The following is a 26,610-nucleotide window of genomic DNA, read 5'->3' on the forward strand; positions in this document are numbered from 1 at the left end:
CATGGAGCGTTATGCCTTGACCGCACCAGCGATCAGACCGTTGATATAAAAGCGCTGCAGGAGCAGGAAGAGGATCGCGCACGGCAGGATGGAAATCGTGATGCCGGCTTGCATCAGCCCCCAGTCGACGGCGCCAAGCTGACCGCTTTGCGCATTCAGGAGCATGACCGGCAACGTGTAGTTTTTTGCGTCGCCGATCAGGATCAGCGCGGCTAGCAGTTCATTCCACGAACCGAAGAACGCGAACAGACCCGCTGTGACGATCCCTGGCAACACCAGCGGCACCATGATCATGCGCAGCGACTGCAACGAACTGCAGCCGTCGATCAGCGAGGCATCCTCGATCTCGCGGGGCACGGCGTCGAACGAGTTGCGCATCATGAACACTGCAAACGGCAACTGGAACGTCGTGTAGACGAGCGCGAGGCCGAACAGCGTGCCCTGCAGATGCATCCAGCGCAGCAGGACGAATAGCGGATTGAGGATCGACTGGAACGGAATCATCAGCGTCGCGAGGATCACGACGAAGATCAGGTTGCGCCCCGGAAAACGGAATCGCGAGAATCCGTAGCCGCCGAGGGTGGACAACACGAGCGTCATCACGACCGTCAGCATCGCAACCGACGTACTGTTGCCGAGATATCGCCAGATGCCTGCGCCATAGCTCGCGAGGTTCTGATAGTTCTCGAACGATAGATGGGATGGAATCCATCTGGGTGGCGAAGCGCTCGCGTCGGCCGGCGAATAGAACGAGGTAAATGCGGACCAGCCGATCGGAAACAGAAACGCCAGCGTGAGCACGCTGCAGATCAGGTAGTAAAGCGCGACCGACAGCCTCGCCTTCAGCTTTGTCACGCGACTTGAATAATGGAGCGCATCCACATTGGACGTGACGGGACTCGGCTTTGGCGTCGCATGCGCGAAACCGGTGTCGGCGGAACGCAATCGGTTACTCATCGTCGTCTCGCAGAAGAATCATCTGGATCACGCTTAGCATGAGCAGCACGATCAGCAGCACCACGGACATCGCCGCGCCGTAGCCGAGCTTGAAGTAGGTGAACGACGCACGATAGATCCAGTGGACCACCGTGATGGTGGTGTTCATCGGCCCACCCTTGGTCATCACATAGAACTGCTCGAATGCCAGGTAGGAGCCGATCACCGCCATGATCAGTGCAAGCGCGAAGGTGCGCCGCATCATGGGCACGGTGATAAAGCGCTGCTGCGCCCACCATCCCGCGCCGTCGATGCGGGCTGCTTCATACAGATCGTATGGAATCGCCTGCATGCCGACGAGCATGATCACCATCGTGAATCCACACGCCTTCCACACCACCATCACGATCAACGACGCCAGCGCGGAGTTGGTATCGCCTAGCCACTGAACCGGCTCGCTGACGATACCCAGTTGCATCAGGATCGCGCTGAAGATGCCCACCTGGTCGTTGAACAGCCAGACCCAGAGTAGACTCGCTGTGGTCAGCCCGATCACGACCGGCAGGAAGAAGGCAGTCCTGAAGATGCCCACGAACCGGATCGCGCGCTTCACGAGCAACGCAAGCGCGAAAGCGACGACAAAGATCGCCGGCGTGACGAACAAGGTGTATTTGGTCGTAAACCAGAGCGCGCCCCAGAACGATTCGTCGTGCATCAGGTCGAGGTAATTTCTCAACCCGTTGAACGATGGCACGCCCATCAGCGGCCACTGATAGAACGACATGCCGATCGTCATTGCCAGCGGCAGCAGAAAAAATACCGCCGTGAAAGCGAGGCAGGGCAGCACAAACCAGTATCCTGCGCCCTGCCGGCCTAACCCTTTACGCGGCTTCTTTCGACCCATCTGCGGTGCGAGGCCCGCACCGCCTGTTGCCGGATCGCCAAGGACATCCATGGTCGTTAAATCCTATGGTGTGTTCAGGATCTGGGTGAAGCGGTCTTGCGCATTTGAAACGGCAACATCCACGCCCTTGCCGAAGACAGCTTCCTGGATCATGGCGGCCCAGGGTCCGTTTGGATCGTTGATCAACTGGTTGAACTTGATGCTATAGGGCGTTTTGCCCTGACTCATAGCCGTCGCGGCGGTCAAATAACGGCCGTCGAGCTTGCTATACGCGTTGCTCGCGAGGTCGACCCGCACGGGGATGCTGCCGTTTTTCGCAAACTGATCGACCTGGACCTGTTCGCCAAGACACCACTTGATGAACTCCATCGCGTCTTTCTTGTGCTGTGAACCGGCTGGGATCGCGATCACATCGCCGCCGGCGAAGCTCGCCCAGCCACTGTTCTGACCCGGCAGATACGCGAGTCCGAAATCTATCTCTGGATGACTTTTCTTCAGGACGCCGATTGAAAACGCGCCGGACCCGACCATGCCGATTTTCCCGGTCTCGAATGCGTTGATGAAATTGACGCCGCTGTCGGTCTTGGCGCTTGCGGGCATCTCCCCCGCTTCCCACATACGACGGTACATGGCGAGCGTGCCTTCGAGCGCTGGATTCTTGAGCGTCGCTGTCTTGCCGTCGGCCGACAGCACGTCACCGCCCGAGGCCCACACATAAGGCGTCAACGTAAAGATGTTGCAGCTGCCGCAGGCGCCCGAGAAATAGAAACCTTTAACCCCGCCGCCGAGCGCGGTGATCTTTTTCGCATCGGCTTCGAGTTCGGCCCAGGTTTTGGGCGGCTGGTCGGGATTCAATCCGGCGCGTTTGAACAATGTCTTGTTGTACAGCAGCATCGAACTTTCAGCGCTAAAGGGCAGCGCGTATTGCTTGCCCTGATAAGTTCCGAGCCGCATATGCGATGGACTCAGGCTCTGATAGAAGGGCAGCTTTTTGGCTTCATCCGTGATGTCGGTCAACTGCCCGTCGTGCGCGAACTCGGGCGTGTAGATCAGATCGATTGCAATCACGTCGGGCGCAGCGCCGCCAGCCGACGCCGTGCCGAACTTTGTCACGAAGTCGTCATTCGGAATGATGGTCAGGTTGACCTTGGTGGGATGGCTCGCGTTCCATGCGGTAACGACCGGGGTCACAAAACCCGAGTCCGACGCGCGCACCCAGAAAGAAAGACCATCGTCAGCCTGGGCGTGAGTGGCGGCGAGCACTGTCGCGCATGCCCATAGACGAAGCCATCGGTTGCAACGAATCATAGGTGTCTCCTCCTATTGCCGATGCACGTCCCGCGACGCTTTCCGGACCGTCGGGCTCGCTGTGCCAGCCGGGTACACGCATCGGTTGCTTCTGAGAAATGTGATTTTTTCGACCTTGGCGGGTCGTACCGAATCTTTCCGACTTCCCACGAACGCCAAGTCTGGAAAGCTTGACACGCCCGACCTGCCCTCGCAAGATGAAGAAACCGCAGTAAAACGCGCTAATTCCGACTTTTTGCGTAATGACCGATCCCGCGCTCCATCTGGCATTTCCACTGGGTCTCGAAGCAAGCAATGGCGGGCTGTTTGTGTCGCGCGGAGTGGGCGTGCATCCATCGCGAACGATCCAGTCGTACGAGCTGATCTACGTGCGGCAGGGTTGCCTGAATCTTCACGAAGGCGGACAGCTATTCGAGGTGAACGCAGGGGAGACACTGCTGCTTTGGCCTGGGCGGCTGCATGGCGGGACGTCGCCGTTTGCACCGGATCTCAGGTTCTATTGGGTGCATTTCACGTTGCCAGACGCGCCGCACAGCGGGTCGGCCTTGGAAGTGTTGCTGGAGATTCCTCAACACGCCCGGGTCGAGCGGCCCGATCATTTATCTGGCATGTTCCAGCGCCTGTTGAACGATCAGCAGATCTACGGCGTGCAACCGTTGCCGGACAGCCTGACGATCCTGCTAATGCTATGGGAACTCAAGCGCTCGCGGGTCGCGGCGACGGCGGCCGACGGCGCGCCCCAGCAACTCGCGGCGAGCGCCGATCAATGGATTCGCACGCATTTTCATGAAGCGATCAACGCCTCGGCGATTGCCGCGCATCTTGACTGCAATGCGGACTACCTGGGGCGCGTGTATCGCGCCACCTATGGGCGCACGTTGACGGACGCGGTACACGAACAGCGCATGCTGCACGCGGCCATCCTGCTTGCGGAAGACCGCTTGACGATCGCGCAGGTCGCTTATGCGTGTGGGTTCGAGGACAGCGGATATTTCAGGCGGCTGTTCAAGAGAAGCAGAGGGATGACGCCGAACGCGTTCCGGCGCCTGCATGTGCGGGTGCATGTGAATACGGCCTGAGGGCGCGCATGCGGCGGCGCTGTTACCGTCTCTGCCTCACGCATCCGGCGGCACACCTAACAACTGCAACGCCCCACCGGTCACCGCGCCGAACACAGGACCGGCAACCGTGCCGCCGTAGAATGCCTTGCCAGCCGGATCGTCGATCATGACGGCGACGATCAGGCGCGGGTCGCTCATCGGCGCCATGCCGACGAACAACGCACGATAGCGATTCTTCGCGTACGACGCGCCGATCTGCTTGCGCGCCGTCCCGGTCTTGCCACCGACCCGGTAGCCGTCGACTGCCGCGGCGCGTCCGGTGCCACCCGGTCCGGTCGCCATTTCGAGCATCTCGCGGATGGCATGTGCGGTGGCGGGCGTCGTCACTGCGTGGCTAAAGCCGGCGGTGAGCGGCGAGTCGCCGGTGTCTGCAGCAGGGGCGAGGGCGTCACCATCCTGTTGTTCATTCATTTGCCCACCGGGTTGCCGGTCGACCGTATCCGCCAGCAGCAAACGCACCGGATGCAGCGTGCCGTCGCCCGCGTAGGCGGTGTACATCTGCGCGAGTTGCAGCAGCGACGCCGACAGCCCGTAGCCATAAGCCATCGTGGCCTGCTCGATGGGCCGCCAGCGTCTGTGCGGCCGCACCTTGCCCGCGGCAGCGCCGGGGAAGGTCAGCTCCGGCCGGCGCCCGAGGCCATACTCCTGGTACTTGTTCCAGATCGTCTCGGCCGGCAGATTGAGCGCGAGTTTGGCGAGTGCGATGTTGCTCGACTTCTGCACCGCTTCGGCCACGGTCATCACGCCGTGATTCGAGGTGTCGTGAATCACGGCTGGTCCAATCCGGTACCACCCCGGCGTTGTATCGATCAGGCTTTGCGGCCCGACCATACCCTTGTCTATAGATAGCGCGACGACCAGCGGCTTGATCGTCGACCCCGGCTCGAACGTATCGACGACGGCCCGATTGCGCAGTTGCCGGCCGCTCAGGCGCGTGCGGTCGTTCGGATCGAAGCTCGGATAGTTCGCGAGTGCGAGGATCTCGCCGTTGCGCGCGTCGAGCACCACGACGCTGCCAGCTTCCGCACTGTGCTTCGCAATCGCCGTCTTCAGTTGCGCATAGGCGAGTTGCTGGATGCGGCGGTCGATGGTCAGGCGGATCGTCGCGCCGTTGTGCGCCGGTACGAGTGGACGCGTGTCCGACACCACCCGGCCGAGCCGGTCGCGGATCACCTCGCGCTGACCCGCCGCGCCGCTTAACTGCAGGTTGGCGGCGAGTTCGACGCCTTCCTGGCCTTTGTCCTCGATATCCGTGAAGCCGACCACATGCGCCGCCGATTCACCTTCCGGATAGAAGCGCTTCGAATCGGCGATCTGCGTGATGCCGGCGAGTTGCAGCTTGTCGATCGCGCTGGCTGTGTCTGCGTCCACCTGGCGCTTGAGCAGTACGAATGTTTTGTCACCCGCTACACGGCTGCGTAGTTCCACGAGCGGCACCTTGAGCAGCCTGGCGAGCGGCAAAAAGCATGTCTCATCGAGCAGCCTGGGCGTTGCCCAGACCTCATAGGTCGCGAGACTGACCGCGAGCATTGAACCGTTGCGATCGACAATCCGTCCGCGTGTGGCGTCCAGTTCGATGACGCGTTGATAGCGCTTTTGTCCCTGGCCGGCATAAAAGTTCTGATTGACCACCTGGACCCAGAAAGCGCGTGCGGCGAGGCCGCCGAATGCCGCGAACATCAGCACGATAATGAATTTCGAACGCCATGTCGGCAGGCGCGACGCGAGCATCGGGTGTCTCGCGGCTGATGCGTAAGTCCGAGGTGGCTGCGATCTTGGCTTCTGGAACATGAGTGCGGATGCGGGCAGCGAACGCAGGTGGCGGCAACGCCGTGATTGTAATTAAAACGTAATATTAATGCGAGGCCTATGCGAGCGCATAGCGACGGCGAGCAAGCACGTCGCGTCAAGGACGTCGGGCTTTGCTTAAGCGGGTTGCAAAGGGGAGAGAAGTTGCGCTTCCGTAGATCGGTGCGCGTAGGGAAACACGAAGAGAAGGAAGGCGGCGGGTCAAAAACCAGCCACGCAGCCTGAAAAATCCGCGCGACTGGTTCGTTCAAACAATGCGTCTCTCCGACGCGGCGTGTTGAGAGGCGCCCGGCCACCAAACGCATCCCAATAGGCGTTTTGCGGGCGCCTTCTTTTCAGGCATCGAGCGCGTGTTAAAGGCGCCCGGCAGAAACAGGTAACGTATGTATAGCTATAGCCGCTCGCCCTCAGGCCGGCAGCGCAAAACTCGAGATTGCTTCGCGCAGCGAGCCGACCTGATCCTTGAGCGAGTGCGCGGCGGCGGCAGCCTGCTCGACCAATGCCGCGTTCTGCTGCGTGACCTGATCCATCTCACCGACCGCGCGATTGACCTGTTCGATGCCGGCGCTTTGCTCACGCGAGGCGTGGCTGATTTCCTCGAGAATTTCATTGACGCGGCGTACCGACTGCACGATCTCGCCCATCGTCGAACCGGCATTGGCAACTAGCGATGCACCGGCCTCGACAGTATTCGTGGAGGTTTCGATCAGCGCCTTGATTTCCTTGGCAGCGGTGGCCGAGCGTTGTGCGAGGCTGCGCACTTCCGAGGCGACGACGGCGAAGCCGCGGCCCTGTTCGCCAGCGCGAGCCGCTTCGACGGCTGCATTGAGGGCGAGGATGTTGGTCTGGAAAGCGATCCCATCGATTACGCCGATGATGTCACCGATCTGACGCGAGCTATGCGTGATTTCGCCCATGGTGCGGACCACGTCGTCGACGACGCGGCTGCCGCGCGTGGCGACGTCCGCTGCCTGGCCGGCGAGTTGCGCGGCCTGGGTGGCGCTCTCGGCGTTCTGCTTAACGTTGACCGTCATCTGATCCATGCTGGAGGCGGTCTGGACGAGCGCAGCGGCCTGTTGCTCGGTGCGTTGCGAGAGATCGGTATTGCCGGCGGCGATTTCGGAAGCGCCCACGTTGATGTTTTCCGTTCCGGTGCGCACGCGCGACACGGTTTCGACGAGGCCGGCCTGCATGGTGTGCAGGGCGTGCAACAGGCTACCGGTATCGCGATACTGGACCGGCACGTTGACGGCGAGATTGCCGCTTGCCATACGCTGTGCGGCGATGACGGCGATTTCGAGCTCGCCACCGAGAGCGTGACGTACGCTGCGCAGCACCAGCATCATGACGAACGTGGCGATGCCGCCGAGGACCGTGGTGATGGCGAGCCAGACGATGAGACTGGCGTAGAAGGCTTGCTGAACGTCGTCCATGTACATACCGGTGACGACGTACCAGTCCCAGGGGGCGAAGCGCAGTGAGACGCTGGTTTTGGGGACGGGCTGATCATGGCCGGGTTTGCTCCACAGATACGAGACGAAGCCGCCGTTGACGTTGCTGTTACCCGCGTTGACGATGTTGACGTACAGATGATTGCCGGCTGGATCGGTGAACTGGGACATGTCCTTGCCGTTGAGTTCGGGCTTGATGGGGTGCATCAGCACGACCGGCTGCGAGTTGTTGACTGAGACATAGCCGTCTTTGCCGTAGCGCACGGAGGCGAGGACGGCGAGGGCCTGTTTCTGGGCGTCGGGCTCGCTGAGGGCGTGTTGCTGGGACAGCGTGTAGTAGTGGTTAATGATGCTGACGGATTGCTGGGCGACGGCCATGAGTTGATCGCGGCGCTCGGAGATCATGGAGGCGCGGTTTTGGTACGCGCCAAAGCCGCCGATCAGAATCAGGCCGATCCATAAGATGAGGATCATCGACCCGAGTTTTTTGTTCAAGGTCATGGAGGGCATTTTGCGAGTTCCAGGTGAGGGTGTTTTTTCGCCCGCGGCGGGCTTGGGGTTATGGTGTTTAACGGCTTCGCCGGGTTTTTGGTGAAGTAGGGGGGAACCCTGGGTTTTTGTTTTTTGTTTTTGTCTGATTAATGCGTTTATTTGTTTTATTGGGGTTTTGGCCTTTCCTTGCGTTCTTATCGGTCTATTAGCGATGCCCCTTTGCGGGGCAGTGCTCTCAACTTAAGCCCCATTGCATCAGGAGAGTTTGTACGCGAGATGGAAATGGGCACGGCTTTTCCGGGTGTCGCTGGATAAGAGCGAAGCCTGCCGAATGGCGCCTCGACTTTCAACGACTGATTTGCAGATTTTTCCGCACGAATCGGGATGGCATGCGGGGTAAAAACCTTCAGGAGCTAAACAAGCTCCGCATCGCGGCCTCCTGATCTTTGCAGTCCTGCTGAATCAGGCGCAACCCGCTGCTCAACCCTGATACGGACGCCTGACCATGAAACAGCAGAGCGCTACCACGCCGCTCGCGCTCTCCTGCACGCGAAGCGCAACGCTCACGTCCCCATGGTTCGTGCAGCGCACCGAATACAACCCCGCGCAGGCCACCTACCTGCCGCTCGTGAATGGCGAGACGGCCTTCGCGGCGGTGTTCGACGCCATACGAAACGCGGAGCACAGCATCGATATCCTGTGCTGGGGTTTCCAGCCGTCCATGTATTTCAGACGGGGCAGCGACGCGGCGGGTTCGCCGTCGATCGGTGAACTGCTCGAATACAAGGGCCTCGAGAAACCTCACATCAGGATCCGGCTGCTGGTCTGGAGCGACTCACTGCACGTGGCGTCCTTCTCGGAAGACATGATGCCAGGCAACCACGGGCCAGTCGGGCTGGCGGGTGCTGCGCAGGACGGGCGCACCCGCGCCCAGCGCGAATTCGACCAGCTCTGGTACTGGCGGGCCAACCGGAACAATGTCACGCGGATGTCGGCCGGGACGAGGGCCAATCCGTTCCCCGCAGCGAAATCGGTGGTGACCGCGGCATTGAACGCGTTGCCGGGCGCGCCCAGGCCGCTGGCAAACATTGAATTCGCCACGCGCGATTTCGATCTGAGGGAGCGTGCCGAAATCGCCTGGCGCACATGGATGAGCGGCCCGGCGGACGACCCCACGCTGAGAGAGCGGAACACCGCGGCGATGACGGCGGAGCCCTCGCATCACCAGAAGATGGTGCTTGTCGACTACGAGCTTCCCGAGCGGGCCATCGGGTTCGTGATGGGGCACAACACGCTGGATGAATACTGGGACCGGGACGATCACACCTGGCTGCGGCAGGCGCCGCGAATGGGACGCAACGGCCTGCATCCGCGGCAGGACATGTCCGCGAAGGTGACGGGTCCGGTCCTCGAGTACCTGAACGAGAATTTCTGCCAGGCGTGGGACGACGCGACCGGGCAGAACCTGACCCAGGCGCGGGCGGCGCTGGCTTGCCGGCTGAAGCTGCGCGCGGATCACGGTACGCCGGTGATGGCGCAGATCCTTCGCACGCAGTCGCAGCACGGCAAGGACGGCACGAAGGACATCGCGTCGCTGTACCTGCAGGCGGTGAACAACACGACGAGATTCGTGTACATCGAAAACCAGTATTTCCGTTACATGCCGGTGGCCGACAGGCTGCGGGAGAACGTCAACGCGCAGATCAAGTGGGGGCGCAACCCGGCGAAGCATGGTGAGGTGTATCTGTTCGTGGTCACGAACTCGAACGACGACGGCATCGGCCGCGGGACAGTGAGCAGCTACCAGATGCTCGCGGCGCTCGGATATGGCGACCGGATGCCCGGGGTCGAGACACTGGAGAAGAACGACCAGCTTACGCAGCAGGAGCAGACGCTGGAGAAGCAGCTTGCTGACGAACAGGCATCCAGCCAGCGCGCGATGATGCAGGGCGCGGGTTTCTCGCAGATGCAGGGGCTTGCGAATTACCTGCAGGGCGCACAGACCCGGCAGGCGGAAATCGGGCAGCAGCTGGAGCAGACGAGGCAGGAGAAACAGCGGGTGGCGAGCGTGAGCCCGGACGGCATGACGAAGGACGGAGAGCTGGTGCCGCCGCAGGATATGCCGGGGATGAAGGTGCTGGTCTGTACCCTGGTCGCACCGGACACGCCTGCAGGCAAGGCGTGGGACTACGTCTATGTCCACCAGAAGCTGATGATCGTCGACGACGTGTTTACGACGCACGGCTCGGCCAACGTCAACCGGCGCAGCATGGAGGTGGATAGCGAACTGAATATCTGCCATGAGCATGGAGGCCTGACGTCCGCGCTGCGCAAACAGATGTGGGCGCTGCATACGAACAATCTGGGTGCTCAGGAGGATGTGTCGGAGGCGTATCAGCAATGGGGCAAGATCATCTCCCGGAACACCAGATACAAAGCCTTGAAGCAGGCTCCGATGGCGTCCCTTGTGGGCTTCCTGCGGGCCTCGCCCACACGCACTTACGAGGATTGACCCATGAGACGAGGCATGCTCATCGCCCTGGTGGCGAGTCTTGCCTGCGCCTGTACCAAGGAGAACCCGTTGGCTTCACTACCTAGCATCAGCGCCGTGCGCGCGAATCTCGCCTTTACCTGCGTACACGAGGACGACCACTTGCCGCCGCTCGATCCTGCAGCGGACCAGCTGTTCAGATACGGCCGCTGGCTGCAGAAGCAGGACGGCCCGAAGGACTTCGACGATATCGCGCGGTATTACCGGATCGCGGCGGCCCACGATCACTACAAGGCCAACACCAACCTTCAGGCGCTGGTATCGACGGGACTGGCCGATTCTCCGGATGCACCGAAAGAGACGATCGACCTGGCAATCCAGCTGGTGAAACAGGGCGTGCCGGCCGGCTACTACGACATCGCGCATTACCTCGAGCTCGGGTACGGGCTGAAGCAGAACAGCGAGACCGCGTTGCGCTATTTCCGCAAGGCGGCCGACCTGGGCAGTCCGGATGCACAGTATTACCTCGCGGAGAAACTGTTCCCGGTTGACGCCGCACCTGAGGTTGCGCTGCAGATGTACCGGTGCTCAGCAGACCAGGGACATGGCAAGGCCGCGACCTCCCTGGCCGATGGTCGTGCAGCGGAAAAGTTCTACGCCGAAGCAGTAAAGGCTTTCCAGCAAGGCGTCATGGCGGGAAACAGCATGGCTGCGTCGTTTCTTGAAGACGGCTTCAAGGGCCCCCCACCGGACGATCGCCTGAATTATCTGGCTGTCCCAAACGACCCCGAACGCTCGCGTCGCTACAGAGCGATCCGTAAATTCCTCGACAGGAACGAAGGTCTGAACCCGAAAGTCCCCGACGTTGACCAGATCGTGCCACTGCCGCCGGCACCGCTGCCGCCGTGGGACGGCACGTTCCAGTGGGAGAAGGAACAGGCCGCAGCCGTGGCGCCGCAGAAACCGTCCGATGCGCTGGTTGAAAGGCTGGCCCGTGAGAAGAGCCTCGACCCGGCGACAGGGCTTCGGGTCAGGACCGCGCATGAAAAGGAACTGGAGAGCCGCGTGCCGCTGGGCACGCTTGTTCGCCCCGGCGAAGTCTGCCCGCAGGACGGCGTGTGGTGTGTCCGGGGATTTGCTTCGGTCAGCTACGACGCGACGCGCCGTTTCAGGAAAGGCGAGACGATGCCGCCACTCGCCCTGAAGGATCCCCGTCCCATTCCTGGCCTGGACTGGCTGCTCGGCATGCGCGTATACCGCACCAATGAGGAATGGAGCCTCAAGGCATACGTCGACGAGACATAAAGGCGTGAGTCCGGGCGAACATGCGCCGCCCGCCATTTAGTTATCGGGCGGCGCTGACGTGCCGGACACGTACCGGCAATGGAGCCGGATCATTTCAGGAAACACCAGATACCTGGGCAGTAAGCCACCCCGTCGGCGTTCCTTGCGGATTTCCTGCGGATCTCGCCCACACGCACTTACGAGGATTGACCCATGAGACGAGGCATGCTCATCGCCCTGGTGGCGAGTCTTGCCTGCGCCTGTACCAAGGAGAACCCCTTGGCTTCGCTACCCAGCATGAGCGCCGTGCGCGCGAATCTCGCCTTTACCTGCATGCATGAGGACGACCACCTGCCGCCGCTGGATACTGATGCGGACCAGTTGTTCAGATACGGCCGCTGGCTGCAGAAGCAGGACGGCCCGAAGGACTTCGACGATATCGCGCGGTATTACCGGATCGCGGCGGCTCACGATCACTACAAGGCCAACACCAACCTTCAGGCGCTGGTATCGACGGGACTGGCCGATTCTCCGGATGCACCGAAAGAGACGATCGACCTGGCAGCGCAACTGGTCAAACAGGGTGTGCCGGGCGGCTACTACGACATCGCGCATTACCTCGAACTCGGCTACGGGCTGAAGCAGAACAGCGAGACCGCGTTGCGCTATTTCCGCAAGGCAGCGGATCTGGGCAGTCCGGACGCGCAGTATTACCTCGCGGAGAAACTGGACCCGATCGACGCCGCGCCTGAGGTTGCGCTGCAGATGTACCGGTGCTCAGCGGATCAGGGACATGGCAAGGCCGCAACCTCCCTGGCGATTGGCCGCAAGACAGACAAGTTCTACGCTGAAGCAGTCAGGGCTTTCCAGCAGGGCATCATGGCGGGAAACAGTCAGGCCGCGTCGTTTCTGGAAAATGGCTTCAAGGGTCCCCCACCCGATGATCGCCTGTATTACCTTGCTGTTCAGAACGATCCCGAACGCTCGCACCGCTATGAAGTGATCGGTAAATTCCTCGACGACAACGAAGGTCTGAACCCGAAAGTCCCCGACATTGACCAGATCGTGCCACTGCCGCCGGCGAAACTACCGCCGTGGGACGGCACGTTCCAGTGGGAGAAGGAACAGGCCGCAGCCGTGGCGCCGCAGAAACCCTCCGATGCGCTGGTTGAAAAACTGGCCCGCGAGAAGAGCCTCGACCCGGCGACAGGGCTTCGGGTCAGGACCGCGCATGAAAAGGAACTGGAGAGCCGCGTGCCGCTGGGCACGCTCGTTCGCCCCGGTGAAGTCTGCCCGCAGGACGGCGTGTGGTGCGTCCAGGGATTCGCTTCGGTCAGCTACGACGCGACGCGCCGTTTCAGGAAAGGCGAGACGATGCCGCCACTCGCCCTGAAGGATCCCCGTCTCATTCCTGGCCTGGACTGGCTGCTCGGCATGCGCGTCTACCGCACCAATGAGGAATGGAGCCTCAAGGCTTATCTCGATCACGCATAGGAGATAAATCGACACGAATATAAGCCCACTTCCACCCTTGATTCCTGACGCAATCAACACTTAGACCGCGTTATGTTCAGATATATACCTATTGGCAGATCACGATTTAATCGCCTGATCTGCTGTCGCAGTGATTCCAATGGTTGTCTTTGCCCAGAACGCCAGCGCGGACGACGACTGGTGGCAGAACCAGCATGCCCGAACCGACTGGGTCTTTAAAACATCAAAGGATAGCGATGTCGCATCCACGCTCGACCGCGTGTTAAAGGAGCAGGAGCGCTGGGCGAATCTGCCGGAAAATGCACCGACCAAATTCAGTTGTACAAAGCTGGAACTTCCCCCTCCGTCTCCCGCTGCGCTTTCCGCATTCAACCAGGCTTCTACGACGCGCGGGCTCGAAGCGGACAGGGGATATGCGAAAGCGGCATCTCTTGGTTATTGGCGCGCTGCAGCTCGGCTCGTCAACAGCAGTCTTGAGGACGAGTACTGGGAAGGCGCGGTACCGATTGTCGCCTGGCTGCTTGTGCATCATGTTCCGGCCGGATACAACAAGCTCGCAGACGTACTCGATGCGCGTTCGGGCTACGATGGCGACACGCCCAGCGACGGCACGCTCAATATGACCGAATCGTTGCGCTGGCGCGCTGCACGCGAAGGCGATCCGGTTGCACAGGCGCAGATGGCGGATGTCTTTGACAAAATAAAAAAGCCTGCCATCGCGGCGTCATTGCGCGCGTGTGCGACTGAACAGAATCCGGATCTCACGCACTAGGGTAGATTGGCAACGAAGCCGAATTATCCGTAGATCAGTGCCGCATTTCGCGGGCTCGACGCGCAGCACCGCTTGCACGACCATCGCATCCTTGCAGACTGACGTCTTGTCACATGTCGCCCGCCATTTCAGGGCAGGATGGCTAGCATTCGCTGTCTCTTCCGGATTGAAAATGAATCTGTCCACACAACGACGTCGGACGCGCGAAAGTAAGTGCCGCCCCGGGCAGGGGCATCGCTAATAGACCGATAAAAATGCAAGGAAAGGCCAACACCCTAATAACAAGCGACCCGCGAAAGCGAAAATAAAAAACCGCAATTCCAGATAAACAAAAAAATCAAAACCCTCAGTATGAGAAAAAGAACCCTAAATAATGAAAACAGCAAAAAAAGCCACATTTCCACAAAAATCGCCATATATGGCAACCGCAATGGCATCCGCAAAAGCGAAAACAATCCTTATCCGTTATAGTCACTTTTTTTCAGACGCCAGACTGGCCCAGACCACGGTGACACCGCAATGAAACCCGCGAACATCACCCGCCGCCATTGGCAATGAAACCCAAACCCGCGCCGCGAGCAAAGCACATCCAACCCCGCGGCAGGCAAAAAACAGCAAACAGACACCGCAGGAGCACACCCAAATCATGAACGCCCGCGAACCCGCTTTCGTCGCCGCCTCGCGCAGCTCCCGTCTGCGCCAGATGCTCACCAGCACCCAGCTCGAATTCATGATGGAGGCCCACAACGGCCTCTCCGCCCGTATCGTCCGGGAAGCCGGCTTCAAGGCCATCTGGGCCTCCGGTCTCGCCATCTCCGCCCAGTTCGGCGTGCGTGACAACAACGAAGCCAGCTGGACCCAGGTCGTCGATAACCTCGAATTCATGGCCGATGCCAGCGATCTCCCCATCCTCCTCGATGGCGATACCGGCTACGGTAACTTCAATAACGTCCGCCGCCTCGTGCGCAAACTCGAACAACGTGGCATCGCCGGCGTCTGTATCGAAGACAAGCAGTTCCCCAAGACCAACAGCTTCATCAACGGCGAACGTCAGCCGCTCGCCGAAATGGACGAGTTCTGCGGCAAGATCAAGGCCGGCAAAGACTCGCAGACCGATGAGGACTTCTCGATCGTCGCGCGCGTCGAAGCACTCATCGCCGGCTGGGGCATGGACGAAGCGCTGCGCCGCGCCGAAGCCTATCGTCTGGCCGGCGCCGACGCGATCCTGATTCACAGCAAGCTGTCGCGTCCCGACGAAATCCTCGAGTTCGCCCGCGAATGGGCCGGCCGTGGTCCGCTCGTCATCGTGCCGACCAAGTACTACAGCACCCCCACCGAAGTGTTCCGCGAAGCGGGCATCAGCACCGTCATCTGGGCGAACCATCTGATTCGCGCGTCGACCTCGGCTATGCAGGCCGTCGCCAAGGAGATTCACGCCAGCGAGACACTCGTCGATGTCGAGGACCGCATCGCCTCCGTCAACGAAATCTTCCGTCTGCAGGACGCCGATGAATACTCGGAAGCCGAAAACCGCTACTTGTCGGCTTCGCGCGCGTCGGCTTCGGCCGTCGTGCTGGCCGCCAGCCGTGGCGCCGGTCTTGAAGCCGTGACCGCGGATCGTCCCAAGGTCATGTTGCCGATCGCCGGCAAGCCGCTGTTGCGCTGGCTCGTCGATGCGTTCAAGAAGCAGGGCGTCAACGATATCACCGTGGTCGGCGGCTATCGCGCCGATGCCATCGAAACCGCCGGCATCAAGCTGGTCGTCAACGAACGCCATGCGGAGACCGGCGAACTGGCCTCGCTCGCCTGCGCTGTCGATGCGCTCAAGTCGGATACGGTCATCTCGTACGGCGATCTGTTATTCCGCAGCTATATCGTGCGCGACCTGGTCGAAAGCGAAGCGCCGTTTAGCGTCGTGGTGGATTCATCACTGACCGAGCCGGTCAACAGCAGCGTGCGCGACTTCGCATGGTGCTCGGCGTCGGACGATCGCGGTCTGTTCGGCAACAAGGTGCTGCTCAAGCGCGTATCGAGCGAGCTGCAGGGCAACGCGACTTCGAGCGACGTCAAGCAGCCGGACGGCCGCTGGGTTGGTCTCTTGAACGTGCGCGGCGAAGGACGCGAGCGTCTGCACGCCGTGCTCACCACGTTGCGTGCTCGTCCGGATTTCGACAAGCTCGATATGCCCGCGCTGCTCAACGCGCTGATCGAAGCCGGTGAAGCGATCGAAGTGCAGTACGTGCACGGTCACTGGCGCGGCGTCAACGATCTGGAAGACTTCCGTCGTGCCGGCGATTTCGCACACTCGCAAACGCCGCTCGCCTCTGGCGCCGCCAGCGGAGAGGCGCAATGATCGAGGCTGCACAGTTTGTCGAGGCGGCGCGCGAGCGTGGCTTCGACTGGTATGCCGGTGTGCCGTGTTCGTATCTGACGCCGTTTATCAACTATGTGCTGCAGGACCCGTCGCTGCATTACGTCTCGGCGGCCAATGAAGGCGACGCGGTCGCGCTGATCGCCGGCGTCACGCTCGGCGCGCAGAACGGCCGGCGGGGCGTCACGATGATGCAGAACTCCGGGCTCGGCAATGCGGTGAGTCCGCTGACGTCGCTGACCTGGACGTTCCGTCTGCCGCAACTGCTGATCGTCACGTGGCGCGGCCAGCCCGGCGTGTCCGACGAGCCGCAGCATGCGCTGATGGGACCGGTCACGCCGGCCATGCTCGATACCATGGAAATTCCGTGGGAGACGTTCCCGACCGAAGCCGACGCCATCGGCCCGGCGCTCGATCGCGCGATTGCTCACATGGACGAGACCGGTCGTCCGTATGCGCTCGTCATGCAGAAGGGCAGCGTAGCGCCGTATGAGTTGAAGCAGGGTGACGGCGCGGCGCGGCGCACGCCGTCCGCGGCACAAGCGCAGTGGCGCGGCGCGGCGGCGGATGCGCTGCCGACGCGCCAGGCCGCGTTGCAGCGCGTGATCGCGCACACGCCGGCTGAATCGACGGTGGTGCTGGCATCCACGGGTTTTTGCGGGCGCGAACTGTATGCGCTCGACGACCGGCCGAACCAGCTGTACATGGTCGGCTCGATGGGCTGCCTGACGCCGTTTGCGCTCGGTCTGGCGCTGACGCGTCCCGACCTGCACGTTGTCGCAGTCGACGGCGACGGCGCCGCGCTGATGCGCATGGGCGTGTTCGCCACCTTGGGAGCATACGGTCCATCCAATCTAACACACGTCCTGCTCGACAACGGCGCGCACGATTCGACCGGCGGTCAGGCAACGGTGTCTGCGCAGGTGTCGTTCGCCGGCGTCGCAGCCGCGTGCGGTTATGCCTCGGCGGTCGAAAGCGACGATCTGGCCGTGCTCGACGAAGTACTCGCCGCGCCGCCGCTGCAGGGCCCGCGTTTCGTGCGTCTTGCGATCCGTCGCGGCACGCCGGACGGCCTGCCGCGCCCCACCATCACTCCGCCGGATGTGAAGACACGCCTTATGCGCCATATCGCCACCGCTCAAGGAGCCCAATGATGCTGTTGCTCAATCCCGGCCCCGTGACGCTGACCGAGCGTGTGCGTCAGAGTCTGCTGCAGCCCGATCTCTGTCATCGCGAGAGCGAGTTCTTCGATCTGCAGGAAGAGGCGCGCGAGCGTCTGCTGCAGATCTATCAGCTCGACCCCGCCGAGTGGCAAGCCGTGCTGATGACCGGTTCGGGTACCGCTGCTGTCGAAAGCATGATTGCGGGCCTGGTGCCGGAGAACGGCAAGCTGCTGGTGATCGAGAACGGCGTGTACGGCGAACGCATTACGCAGATTGCGAGCCAGTACCGTATCGCGCACGAAGCACTCAAGCACGACTGGATGCAGGCGCCCGATCTCGCCCGTATCGCGGCACGCCTCGCTGCGGGCGAGGGCTTTACGCACGTGGCGGTGATTCATCACGAGACCACCACCGGCCGTCTGAACGATCTGCAGGCGCTGGCTGCGGTGTGCCGCAAGCACGGCGTGCGTCTGCTGGTGGATGGCGTCAGCAGCTTCGCTGCCGAAGCAATCGATTTCGCCGACAGCACCATCGCAGCCGTGGCGGCCACGGCCAACAAGTGTCTGCATGGCGTGCCAGGCGCGTCGTTTGTCGTTGTGCGGCGCGAGGCCCTGGTTCACGCGGCAAGCCGTACCTACTACCTGGACCTGGCGCGTCTCGCCAAACTGCAGGATCAGCGCAATACGCCGTTCACGCCGTCGGTGCACGCCTACTACGCACTCGTCGAAGCGTTGCGTGAACTCGAGGACGAAGGCGGCTGGAAGGCACGTCACGCGCGCTATGCGGCGCTTGCCGAGCAGGCGCGTGCAGGTCTGGCTGCGCGCGGGATGGAGAGCGTGCTGCCGCCGGAACAGTCGTCGGTGGTGTTGCGCGCTTACCGGCTGCCGGCTGGCATCAGCTACCCGCAACTGCACGACGCGCTGAAGGCCCGCGGTTTTGTGATCTACGCAGGCCAGGGCGGCCTCTCGGCGGAACTGTTCCGCATCTCGACGATGGGCAACATCCATCCCGCGGACGTCGACCGTCTGCTGCAAGGCTTTACCGAAATCACGCGTTAAAGCCAGCCCGACTCTGCAGCGTCAAACCGGATCTTTATCCGGCGGCCCTTCGGGCCGCTGCGGCTCGTCGTTGTGATGACCGGGCGAGGGCGGCGCCAGCGGGTCGCCCTCCGGATCGCGTGTCGGGTCCGCAAGCGGGTCGGGAATCGGGTTGGTATGCATGCGGAAAAACATGACGTCACCTCGCGGGAGAGGAGCGGCGTGCGGGAGCACGGGACACGCTCAACTGCCAGTAGTGTTCGGCGCGAAACACATCTTCGTAACCTTTCGGCCCGAATGCGCGTAGCTGGCTCTCATAAGCATAGACGGCCTCGCGCTTCAGGTACGCCTGACGTTCGGCATCGATCGTGTGTGCGATCGACGGGTGCGCCGGCGTCGCCATAATCCCCCGTAGCGCTAGATCGTCGAGGCGCGCCTCGACCACGCCCGGCTGGCGGCGGTGGATCGCATCCTCGTAGGCAAACCACGTCAGGTGCGACAGCCGTGGCAGGATTTCGATGCAGGCGTCGTAGACCAGCGCGTGATCGGCGTGATGCAGACCGAGCGGCATCACCAGCGTGTTCGCGGTCGAGCGGTAAATGGTTTCTTCAAGCGCGGCCGACAACCTGCTGATCGACGGCGAGTCCAGATACTGGCCGTCGCGAAACGGCATCCTGACCGGGACCGCGTCGAGCAGTTCGAGCGCACGGTTGTCTTCCAGTGTGCGCGCATTCACCGATTCCTGCGCGCTCGTAAAGCCGGCCTGCTGGTCCCATTCAGTCTGCATATCCGGCTCGGGCGCCGCGGCGAAGACGGTGCAGACGACGGCGTCGGGATGGGTGGCGAGCAACGCGCCGCAACTAAAGACGGCATCGTCGAAATGGGGCGAGACAACAAAAAGACGCGGGCTGGTTTCGCTCATGGGAGTCGCACTGGATTGTCGGAGGCGAGGCACGCGGCATACCGCGTCTGATGTGACGACGGGAACGCGTCACATCAGCTTAGTCGGTATTGGCGCGCGCTGCGCACAACGTCTGTGCATTCGCAAGGCGTGTGCCTGAGCGCGGCGCCGCCCGGGAGGCGCCGCGCGAGATCGTCTGGGAGGTTGCACGCAGGGTTGTCCGGTCACACGCCGGCGAGATCGTCGGGTGTATCCACGTCGCGCAGGATGCCCGGATCGTCGAGATCCAGACGTGCGACCCGGTTTGCGGCCAGCAGGGCACGGGCGCCGGTGTCGCCGTCGAGTCCGCGCAAGGCTTCGCCGTGCTCCGCGCCGAAACCGACCGGATGCCCGCGTTGGCCCTGATAAAACGGCACGACAATCGATGCTCCGCCGTCGAGCGTGCGCGCTACGGCTTCTACCGTGGCGACAGCAATGCGCGGCATATCGGCCAGCGCGACGATCCAGCCTTCCGAGTCGGCGCTCGCTTCGATGCCGGCGGCAAGGCTCGCGCCCATGCCGCGTTCGGCGTCGGCCGAGAACACCACGTCGCAACCGGCCTCATTGAGCATGCGGGCCAGCGCTTCGGATCCGGGCCGCACCACGGCGAGCACGCGGCTGACCACCAGCAGCAGGCGATGCGCGGCTTCATGCGCGACAATGCCGCCGTCCGGCATGCGGGCGAGCAGTTTATTGTGCAGACCGTCCGGATCGAAGCGCGACCCGTAGCCGGCGGCGAGCAGCACGCCGGTTGCGAGCGAGGCATAGGCCATGGGCGGCACCTGGAGAGGAGGATGAGGTCGATTGTGCGGCGCAACCGGCGAGCAGGCAAGCGCGAATGTAACGGGCGCGCCGGCCCCCTCAAACCTCCACCGGCGACAACACCTTATCGAGCGTGATCGGCAAATCCCGCACCCGCACGCCAGTGGCGTGATAAACCGCATTCGCGAGCGCTGCCACCACTCCGGTCAGGCCAATCTCGCCAATCCCCCGCACGCCCAGCGAATTGATATGAGGATCCGGTTCGTTCACGAAGGTGACATCCAGCGCGCCGATATCCGCATTCACCGGCACGTGATACTCGGCGAGATTCATATTGACGAAGCGTCCATAGCGCTCGTCGAGCAGCGTGTCTTCTTCGAATGCGGCGCTGATGCCCCACACCATGCCGCCCATCATCTGGCTACGCGCGGTTTTCTCATTGAGGACCCGGCCGACGTCGTACACGCCGACGATGCGCGGCACCCGGATCGTGCCGAGATCCGCATCCACATGGACCTCCGTGAACACCGCCCCGAACGAATGCAGCGAATATTCGCTGCGCTCCTGGCCGGGCTTCACACTTACCACGGCCTCGATCGGTTTGCCGCCGGCGCGCGCGAGAATTGCGGCCGCGGGGTCGCGCAGTGACGGATTCGCGCGGCTGACCACCCAGCCGTCCTGCACGGTCACATCGGACGCATCCGTGCCGTGTACCGGCGATGCATTGTCGGCCAGCGCGAGCGAGATCAACTGGTTGCGTACCTGCGTGCAGGCATCGTGCACCGCCGGCGAGACGCTCGCGGCCGATTGCGAGCCGCCCGAACCGGGCGCTTGAGGCAAGCTCGAATCGCCGAGCTCGAAGTGGATTTTTTCGGGCGGAAAGCCGAGCGCGTCGGCCGACACCTGGGTCATCACCGTGTAGGTGCCCGTGCCGAGATCCTGCGTACCCGAGCCGACCATCGCCGTTCCGTCGGGCAGGATGCGCGCAATCGCCGCGGCCGGGCTTCGGTTGGCGGGATACGTGGCGCTCGCCATGCCGAGGCCGATCAACGTATGGCCGGAGCGCATCGAACGGGGTGTCGAAGTGCGCCGCGACCAGCCGAATTTCTCCGCGCCAATCTCATAGCATTGGCGCAGTGCCTTGCTCGAAAAAGGCTTGTTCTCCTGCGGATCGACTTCCGCGTAGTTTTTCAGCCGCAATGCGACGGGGTCCATCTTGAGTTTCCACGCGAGTTCGTCCATCGCGGATTCGAGCGCGAACGAGCCCGTGGTTTCGCCTGGCGCGCGCATAAATGTAGGCGTACCAAGGTTCAACTGGACGAGGCGATGCGTCGTCAGCTGATTCGGCACGGCATAGAGCATGCGTGTGACCATGCAGCAGGTCTCGGTCCAGTCTTCGATCGTCGACGTGTTCGAGATGCTGTCGTGGAGCATCGCGGTGAGCGTGCCGTCGGGCCGCGCGGCAAGCAGGAAATGCTGCTCGGTACGCGGTCGCGCGCCGACCGAGCCGAACATCTGCGGGCGGGTCAACGCGAGGCGCACCGGACGTCCCGTCTGCTTCGCGGCCATCGCGCAGAGCACCACATGCGACCAGGACGAGCCCTTGCCGCCGAAACCGCCGCCGAGGAACGGCGAGATCACGTGCACGTCATCTGGCGATACGCCGAGCGTTTTCGCCACGGCGGTGCGCGTGCCGCTCACGCCCTGGGTGGAGTCGTACAGCGTCAGTTGAGGGCCATCCCAATGCGCCATGGTGGCGTGCGGCTCCATGGGGTTGTGATGTTCGACCGGTGTCGTGTAGACCTGATCGATGCGCACGCTGCCGGCGGCCACGCCCTCATCGAAGTTGCCGCGTTGCGTGTCGGTCTGGCGGCCCTGCGGGCTGATCGGCGCGTGCATGGTCGCTTTGGCGCGCGTGAAGTTATGCGCGCCAGGCGTCGCCTGATACGTGATGCGCAGTTGCTGTGCGGCGTCGGTGGCGCGCTCCAACGTGTCGGCGACCACCACGGCGACTGGCTCATTGCTGTAGTGAACCTGGTTGTCCTGCAGCAACGACAAATGACGGCCGGCGGGCGGCGCCAGCGGCGGACGCCCGCCATTGGGCAGGCGCGGCGCGTTCTGATACGTCATCACCAGCAGTACGCCCGGTAGCGATTGCGCGCGGCTCGCGTCGATCGAGGCAATGCTGCCGCTCGAGATCGTGCTCGTCACCAGCACCGCGTGCGCGAGGCGCGCTCCGCCAAATTCCGCTGCATAGCGAGCCTCGCCCGTGACTTTCAGCACGCCGTCGGTGCGGTCCATCGGCTGACCGACCAGTGGCGCCTTCGTGTTCAGGTTCGTAGTCATGCGACACCTCCCGTCCGGCCCGCGGCCTGATTCACGGCACGCACGATCGAGCGTTGCGCGAGTTGCACCTTGAAGCGGTTGCCGCTGAGCGGCTGCGCCTCGCCCATCGTGGCAGCGGCGGCCGCGCGCAGATTCGCATCCGAGATCGGTTTTCCACTCAGCATCTGCTCCGCGACGCTCGCGCGCCACGGCTTATGCGCGACCCCGCCTAAGGCGATATGCGCAGTCCTAACCGTATTGCCATCCATTTGCAAAGCAGCGGCGACCGAAACGAGCGCAAACGCGTAACTCGCGCGGTCGCGCACCTTCAGGTAATGGGAGTGGTCGCTAAAGAGCGGGGGCGGCAAGTCGACCGCCGTGATCAGCTCGCCGGGTTGCAGTGTCGTATCCACTTCCGGACGATCGGCAGGCAGGCGGTGAAACTCCGAGATCGGAATCGTGCGCTCGCCGCGCAGACTGCTCACGCGCACCACGGCATCGAGCGCTGCGAGTGCCACGCTCATATCCGACGGGTTCACGGCGACACACTGCGAACTGGCACCGAGGATCGCATGCGTGCGGTTTTGCCCTTCTATCGAAGCGCAGCCGCTGCCGGGCTGGCGCTTGTTGCATTGGCTAAATGCCGTATCGTAGAAGTAGCCACAGCGCGTGCGCTGCATCAGATTGCCGCCAACGGTGGCCATATTGCGCAACTGCGGCGAGGCGCCGGCCAGAAACGCTTGTGACAGCAACGGGTACTGCTCGCGTACCAGGGCGTGATTGGCGGCATCGCTGTTACGCACGAGTGCGCCGATGCGCAGGCCGCCGTCGGGCAGCGTGCCGATGGTGTCGAGGCCGCGCAGGTGCGTGATATCGACGAGATGTACGGGTTGCTCCACCCCCCCTTTCATCAGATCCAGCAGGTTGGTGCCGCCGCCGATAAACATCGTGCCGGGTTGCTGCGCTGCGCGCAGCGCGCCGCTCACGTCCACAGCGCGTTCGTAGGAGATCGCTTCCATGCCGGCCTCCTAGGCGTTGCCCGTGCTGCCGTCATGCACGGCGCGCACGGCGGCGACGATGTTCGCATACGCACCGCAGCGGCAGATGTTGCCGCTCATGCGCTCGCGGATTTCATCGTCGCTGAGTTGGGAGGGGCGTGTGCGGACATCGGCCGTGACGGTGCTGGCGGTACCGTTGCCGAACTCGTTGAGCATGGCAGTGGCCGAGCACAATTGCCCGGGCGTACAGTAGCCGCACTGGAAGGCGTCGTGTTCGATGAAGGCGCGCTGGATCGGACTCAACACGCCATTGCTCGCCAGGCCTTCCACTGTAGTGATGGTTTCGCCATCGTGCATCACGGCAAGTGTCAGGCAAGAGTTGATGCGACGGCCTTCCACCATGACGGTGCACGCGCCGCACTGGCCGCGGTCGCAGCCTTTCTTCGTGCCCATCAACCCGGCGTATTCGCGTAGTGCATCGAGCAGCGTCACGCGCGGCTCGAGTTGCAGCGTATAGGCGCGGCCGTTGACATTGAGCGTGACCGGCTGCGGCGGCTCGGGCGCGCGCGGCGCTTCGGGCGGCGGCGCGGCGGCAGGTTGGTTCTGGGCATGGACATGCGGCGCAACGCCTACCGTCGCGGCGGCCGCAGCGGATTGCAGGAAGCGGCGGCGCGAAGGTTTATTGGGGGTGGCGTCAGGTTCGTCGTCTGAACCCGGGGGGACTCGATTTCTGGACATAACGTTCTGTTTGCTCCATGAAAGGTCGATGCAAACCCGCGACACGTCGGGAGTTCGATGCGATGCACTGGCGGCGTGTAGAAGTCAGCAATTTCGATGCCGCGGTGGTGAGCGGGAACTGCGGGAAGACGTCCGGACATGCGGATGCGACGCGGCATCGCTGCACGTTGCGATTAACTATATGCAATGCCGCAGAGGATCAAGCGTCCGTTATCGGGCTAGAAAAGAAACACTGTTTTGCGCAATACAGCAGGAGCTATTGGTGCCGACACGGAGCGGCAAATCGCCGGTCAAACGCGCTATTGGTAAGGCATACAGAGGAATTGAAGCCCTATGCTGCGGCCAGATCCGTTAGCGTTTCGCGTAGCCACACGAGTGCCGGGTCGACATGGTTTCGCGGATGCCACGCCGCGAATAGCGTGAAGCCGCGCGCCTCGAACGGCAGTTCGAACAGATCGAGCCGCTTGTTATGGCGCTCCGCAAAGCGCGACGGCAACGTCGAAACGTAGTCCGAATTCACCAGCAATTCGGGCACTAGCGTGAAATGCTGGACCGAGAGTGCGACGCGCCGCGCACGGCCGAGCGCATCGAGATGTTCGTCCATGAAGCCGTAGAAACTGCCGCCACTCGTCGAGACGAGTACATGGTTTAGCGCGCAATACGTATCCAGATCGAGCGGCGCCGTGCCTCGTGGATGCCCCTTGCGCTGCACGAAGACGAAACGCTCGTCGAACAGTTTGCGGGCTTTCATCGACGCCGGAATCATCCGTTCGGAACCGAGCAGCAGATCGATCTCGCCACGCTCGAGGCGCTCTGCCGTCGACGGTTGATCGGCCACGACGAACGCAATGCGCACGCCCTGGCCGGCCAGTTCGGGCAGCCGCTCCATCAGCGGCAAACCGAGCACGGAGGTGGCGTTGTCGTTAGCCGCGATGACGAAGCGCCGCACGTCGCTATGCGGATCGAAGGCCGGTTGATGGCGCACCACCACTTCCAGGTTTTTCAAGGCTGCGTGCAACGGCTCCATCAAGGCTAGCGCCCGCGCGCTACGCGTCATGCCGCGGCCGGTTTCGGCGGGAATCAGGAGCGGATCGCCGAAGATCTGCCGCAGCCGCGCGAGTTGCGTCGAGACGGCGGGCTGCGTCAGATGCAGGCGCTCGGCTGCGCGCGTGACGTTGGATTCTGCGAGCAGTGCATCGAGCGACACCAGCAGGTTCAGGTCGATACCGCGTAGATCAATCATGTTGATGGGTCGCCTCCAAGGGATTGATCACAAGAATACGTAGCTGGGCGCTGGAGTTCAAGGGCGCGTTTGCAAATCAGGGCGGTGACGGATCGCGCTTCGCTTCATAAGTGTTCGGTATTGCGGCAGACCGATTTCATCTTGGCGTGCCTGCGGTGGCGAGCATACCGTTACGAGTACGTGACAGCGTCAAGCTGTTCCCTCTATTCCCGACACGAACATCGACTATGTACAAAGCCATCCGCAAGAACCCCTCGGCTGCTCAGGCCGAAGTCAGCACTCTGAACGCGTTGCGCGACATTCCGGTCTCCGCGCTTAGCGACAACATGCATCGCAACACCGGCAGCGCGGGACTGCATCCTTACCAGCGCCCCGGGAAGAAGACGATGGCGGGCACAGCGGTCACGGTGCGTTCGCGCGGCGGCGATAACCTGACCTATCTGCGTGCGCTCGAGTTTTGCCGCCCAGGCGACGTGCTGGTGGTCGATGCCGGCGGCGACCTCAGCAACGCGGTTGTCGGTGGTATTTTGACGTTTTACGCTGCCACGATCGGTCTCTCGGGCGTGGTGATCGACGGCGCGATCCGCGATGTCGCGGAGATTCGTGAGCGGGATTTTCCGGTCTATGCGCGCGGTGTCACACACCGCGGACCGTATAAGGACGGTCCGGGCGAGATCAATGTGCCGGTATGTGTGGGCGGCATGGTCGTTAACCCGGGCGACATTGTCGTCGGCGATCAGGACGGCTTGCTGGCCATTCCTCAGGAAGACGCAAGGTTTGTCATCGAGAAGGCGCTCGCCGTGCTGGAAGCGGAGGCCGAAACGATGCGTGCGATGAGAGAAGGGCGTTGGGACCGGGCGTTCATTGACGCGCTGGAAGCGCGCTGCAATAACTAAGGCCCGAAGTTTGGGCAGGCTTTGAGTTGTTTGCGACGGTTATGCCTCACACGCTAACCGTCGCGATCCAACTAC

General features: G+C 62.4%; 21 protein-coding genes. 9 read left to right on the forward strand and 12 right to left on the reverse strand.

The window, feature by feature from the left end:
• Positions 1-9: 9 nt before the first annotated feature.
• From P3T24_RS00340 to P3T24_RS00350, 3 genes are read right to left on the reverse strand one after another with little or no spacing between them, the layout of a single operon-like run.
• Positions 10-957 carry a carbohydrate ABC transporter permease gene (locus P3T24_RS00340; protein ID WP_429408375.1) on the reverse strand — a complete coding sequence of 316 codons (948 nt, stop codon included), beginning with the start codon at positions 955-957 and terminating at the stop codon, positions 10-12.
• Entirely contained in the window at positions 950-1,891 is a 942-nt protein-coding gene (locus tag P3T24_RS00345) for a carbohydrate ABC transporter permease (protein WP_429286057.1), read from the reverse strand. Before P3T24_RS00345 ends, P3T24_RS00340 begins: the two co-directional genes overlap by 8 nt.
• Before the next feature lie 12 nt (positions 1,892-1,903).
• Positions 1,904-3,148 carry an ABC transporter substrate-binding protein gene (locus P3T24_RS00350; RefSeq protein ID WP_429286056.1) on the reverse strand — a complete coding sequence of 415 codons (1,245 nt, stop codon included), beginning with the start codon at positions 3,146-3,148 and terminating at the stop codon, positions 1,904-1,906.
• Positions 3,149-3,390: 242 nt separating this feature from the next.
• On the opposite strand from P3T24_RS00350, the gene P3T24_RS00355 reads away from it, so the two are divergent.
• The gene (locus P3T24_RS00355) at positions 3,391-4,227 is read left to right on the forward strand and encodes an AraC family transcriptional regulator (protein ID WP_074266250.1); all 837 of its coding nucleotides are present in this window, start codon (positions 3,391-3,393) and stop codon (positions 4,225-4,227) included.
• 36 nt (positions 4,228-4,263) lie between these two features.
• Here P3T24_RS00355 and P3T24_RS00360 read toward each other — a convergent pair whose 3' ends face one another.
• Both P3T24_RS00360 and P3T24_RS00365 read right to left on the reverse strand, forming a co-directional pair.
• Positions 4,264-6,060 carry a peptidoglycan D,D-transpeptidase FtsI family protein gene (locus P3T24_RS00360; RefSeq protein WP_429431448.1) on the reverse strand — a complete coding sequence of 599 codons (1,797 nt, stop codon included), beginning with the start codon at positions 6,058-6,060 and terminating at the stop codon, positions 4,264-4,266.
• 425 nt (positions 6,061-6,485) lie between these two features.
• Positions 6,486-8,030 (reverse strand): methyl-accepting chemotaxis protein, encoded by a 1,545-nt coding sequence (locus tag P3T24_RS00365; protein WP_429286193.1) that lies wholly within the window; start codon positions 8,028-8,030, stop codon positions 6,486-6,488.
• Positions 8,031-8,526: 496 nt separating this feature from the next.
• On the opposite strand from P3T24_RS00365, the gene P3T24_RS00370 reads away from it, so the two are divergent.
• From P3T24_RS00370 to P3T24_RS00400, 7 genes are all read left to right on the forward strand, one after another.
• Positions 8,527-10,533, forward strand: coding sequence for a phospholipase D-like domain-containing protein (locus tag P3T24_RS00370; protein ID WP_429431450.1), 2,007 nt, complete (start codon positions 8,527-8,529; stop codon positions 10,531-10,533).
• Between the two features lie 3 nt (positions 10,534-10,536).
• Positions 10,537-11,817, forward strand: coding sequence for an SEL1-like repeat protein (locus tag P3T24_RS00375; RefSeq protein ID WP_429431452.1), 1,281 nt, complete (start codon positions 10,537-10,539; stop codon positions 11,815-11,817).
• Between the two features lie 192 nt (positions 11,818-12,009).
• A complete protein-coding gene (locus P3T24_RS00380) occupies positions 12,010-13,290 on the forward strand; it encodes an SEL1-like repeat protein (RefSeq protein WP_429431454.1) in 1,281 nt (426 codons plus the stop codon).
• A 139-nt stretch (positions 13,291-13,429) separates the two neighbouring features.
• Entirely contained in the window at positions 13,430-14,062 is a 633-nt protein-coding gene (locus tag P3T24_RS00385; RefSeq protein ID WP_429431457.1) for a hypothetical protein, read from the forward strand.
• Between the two features lie 646 nt (positions 14,063-14,708).
• Positions 14,709-16,415: a phosphoenolpyruvate mutase gene (aepX, locus tag P3T24_RS00390; RefSeq protein ID WP_429286050.1), complete on the forward strand. Its 1,707-nt coding sequence runs from the start codon at positions 14,709-14,711 to the stop codon at positions 16,413-16,415.
• Positions 16,412-17,587 (forward strand): phosphonopyruvate decarboxylase, encoded by a 1,176-nt coding sequence (gene aepY / locus P3T24_RS00395; protein ID WP_429431460.1) that lies wholly within the window; start codon positions 16,412-16,414, stop codon positions 17,585-17,587. The genes aepX and aepY overlap by 4 nt, the downstream gene beginning before the upstream one ends.
• Positions 17,587-18,654, forward strand: coding sequence for a 2-aminoethylphosphonate aminotransferase (locus P3T24_RS00400; RefSeq protein WP_429433204.1), 1,068 nt, complete (start codon positions 17,587-17,589; stop codon positions 18,652-18,654). Before aepY ends, P3T24_RS00400 begins: the two co-directional genes overlap by 1 nt.
• A gap of 21 nt (positions 18,655-18,675) precedes the next feature.
• Here the strand turns inward: P3T24_RS00400 and P3T24_RS00405 are convergent, their stop codons facing one another.
• The 7 genes from P3T24_RS00405 to P3T24_RS00435 all read right to left on the reverse strand — a co-directional run bounded on the left by P3T24_RS00405 (position 18,676) and on the right by P3T24_RS00435 (position 25,639).
• Positions 18,676-18,828 carry a hypothetical protein gene (locus P3T24_RS00405; RefSeq protein ID WP_167379410.1) on the reverse strand — a complete coding sequence of 51 codons (153 nt, stop codon included), beginning with the start codon at positions 18,826-18,828 and terminating at the stop codon, positions 18,676-18,678.
• A 4-nt stretch (positions 18,829-18,832) separates the two neighbouring features.
• Positions 18,833-19,555 carry a PIG-L deacetylase family protein gene (locus P3T24_RS00410; RefSeq protein WP_074266242.1) on the reverse strand — a complete coding sequence of 241 codons (723 nt, stop codon included), beginning with the start codon at positions 19,553-19,555 and terminating at the stop codon, positions 18,833-18,835.
• A 203-nt stretch (positions 19,556-19,758) separates the two neighbouring features.
• Positions 19,759-20,346, reverse strand: a complete 588-nt coding sequence (locus tag P3T24_RS00415; protein WP_074266241.1) for a nucleotidyltransferase family protein — start codon at positions 20,344-20,346, stop codon at positions 19,759-19,761.
• Between the two features lie 88 nt (positions 20,347-20,434).
• A complete protein-coding gene (locus P3T24_RS00420) occupies positions 20,435-22,681 on the reverse strand; it encodes a xanthine dehydrogenase family protein molybdopterin-binding subunit (RefSeq protein ID WP_429431464.1) in 2,247 nt (748 codons plus the stop codon).
• Positions 22,678-23,679, reverse strand: coding sequence for an FAD binding domain-containing protein (locus P3T24_RS00425; protein WP_429431467.1), 1,002 nt, complete (start codon positions 23,677-23,679; stop codon positions 22,678-22,680). Before P3T24_RS00425 ends, P3T24_RS00420 begins: the two co-directional genes overlap by 4 nt.
• 9 nt (positions 23,680-23,688) lie before the next feature.
• Positions 23,689-24,396, reverse strand: a complete 708-nt coding sequence (locus P3T24_RS00430) for a 2Fe-2S iron-sulfur cluster-binding protein (protein WP_429431470.1) — start codon at positions 24,394-24,396, stop codon at positions 23,689-23,691.
• 331 nt (positions 24,397-24,727) lie between these two features.
• Positions 24,728-25,639 (reverse strand): LysR family transcriptional regulator, encoded by a 912-nt coding sequence (locus P3T24_RS00435; RefSeq protein WP_429408355.1) that lies wholly within the window; start codon positions 25,637-25,639, stop codon positions 24,728-24,730.
• 227 nt (positions 25,640-25,866) lie between these two features.
• Between P3T24_RS00435 and P3T24_RS00440 the strand changes: the two genes are divergently transcribed.
• On the forward strand, positions 25,867-26,535 hold the full coding sequence (locus P3T24_RS00440; RefSeq protein ID WP_429408353.1) for an RraA family protein: 669 nt from the start codon (positions 25,867-25,869) through the stop codon (positions 26,533-26,535).
• The last annotated feature ends 75 nt before the right edge of the window (positions 26,536-26,610 follow it).

The sequence above is a fragment of the Paraburkholderia sp. GAS33 genome (genome assembly GCF_050436645.1).
In the GTDB taxonomy this organism is placed as follows: Bacteria; Pseudomonadota; Gammaproteobacteria; order Burkholderiales; family Burkholderiaceae; genus Paraburkholderia; species Paraburkholderia phenazinium_B.

What these genes read in the sequence shown, in the direction of transcription:
- P3T24_RS00420 (WP_429431464.1), bottom strand. Translation starts at nt 22,681, where the DNA reads ATGACTACGAACCTGAACACGAAGGCGCCACTGGTCGGTCAGCCGATG.
- P3T24_RS00380 (WP_429431454.1), top strand. Translation starts at nt 12,010, where the DNA reads ATGAGACGAGGCATGCTCATCGCCCTGGTGGCGAGTCTTGCCTGCGCC.
- P3T24_RS00365 (WP_429286193.1), bottom strand. Translation starts at nt 8,030, where the DNA reads ATGACCTTGAACAAAAAACTCGGGTCGATGATCCTCATCTTATGGATC.
- P3T24_RS00410 (WP_074266242.1), bottom strand. Translation starts at nt 19,555, where the DNA reads ATGAGCGAAACCAGCCCGCGTCTTTTTGTTGTCTCGCCCCATTTCGAC.
- P3T24_RS00425 (WP_429431467.1), bottom strand. Translation starts at nt 23,679, where the DNA reads ATGGAAGCGATCTCCTACGAACGCGCTGTGGACGTGAGCGGCGCGCTG.
- P3T24_RS00435 (WP_429408355.1), bottom strand. Translation starts at nt 25,639, where the DNA reads ATGATTGATCTACGCGGTATCGACCTGAACCTGCTGGTGTCGCTCGAT.
- P3T24_RS00370 (WP_429431450.1), top strand. Translation starts at nt 8,527, where the DNA reads ATGAAACAGCAGAGCGCTACCACGCCGCTCGCGCTCTCCTGCACGCGA.
- P3T24_RS00350 (WP_429286056.1), bottom strand. Translation starts at nt 3,148, where the DNA reads ATGATTCGTTGCAACCGATGGCTTCGTCTATGGGCATGCGCGACAGTG.
- P3T24_RS00440 (WP_429408353.1), top strand. Translation starts at nt 25,867, where the DNA reads ATGTACAAAGCCATCCGCAAGAACCCCTCGGCTGCTCAGGCCGAAGTC.
- P3T24_RS00375 (WP_429431452.1), top strand. Translation starts at nt 10,537, where the DNA reads ATGAGACGAGGCATGCTCATCGCCCTGGTGGCGAGTCTTGCCTGCGCC.
- P3T24_RS00340 (WP_429408375.1), bottom strand. Translation starts at nt 957, where the DNA reads ATGAGTAACCGATTGCGTTCCGCCGACACCGGTTTCGCGCATGCGACG.
- P3T24_RS00385 (WP_429431457.1), top strand. Translation starts at nt 13,430, where the DNA reads ATGGTTGTCTTTGCCCAGAACGCCAGCGCGGACGACGACTGGTGGCAG.
- P3T24_RS00400 (WP_429433204.1), top strand. Translation starts at nt 17,587, where the DNA reads ATGCTGTTGCTCAATCCCGGCCCCGTGACGCTGACCGAGCGTGTGCGT.
- P3T24_RS00345 (WP_429286057.1), bottom strand. Translation starts at nt 1,891, where the DNA reads ATGGATGTCCTTGGCGATCCGGCAACAGGCGGTGCGGGCCTCGCACCG.
- P3T24_RS00415 (WP_074266241.1), bottom strand. Translation starts at nt 20,346, where the DNA reads ATGGCCTATGCCTCGCTCGCAACCGGCGTGCTGCTCGCCGCCGGCTAC.
- P3T24_RS00430 (WP_429431470.1), bottom strand. Translation starts at nt 24,396, where the DNA reads ATGTCCAGAAATCGAGTCCCCCCGGGTTCAGACGACGAACCTGACGCC.
- P3T24_RS00355 (WP_074266250.1), top strand. Translation starts at nt 3,391, where the DNA reads ATGACCGATCCCGCGCTCCATCTGGCATTTCCACTGGGTCTCGAAGCA.
- P3T24_RS00405 (WP_167379410.1), bottom strand. Translation starts at nt 18,828, where the DNA reads ATGTTTTTCCGCATGCATACCAACCCGATTCCCGACCCGCTTGCGGAC.
- aepY (WP_429431460.1), top strand. Translation starts at nt 16,412, where the DNA reads ATGATCGAGGCTGCACAGTTTGTCGAGGCGGCGCGCGAGCGTGGCTTC.
- P3T24_RS00360 (WP_429431448.1), bottom strand. Translation starts at nt 6,060, where the DNA reads ATGTTCCAGAAGCCAAGATCGCAGCCACCTCGGACTTACGCATCAGCC.
- aepX (WP_429286050.1), top strand. Translation starts at nt 14,709, where the DNA reads ATGAACGCCCGCGAACCCGCTTTCGTCGCCGCCTCGCGCAGCTCCCGT.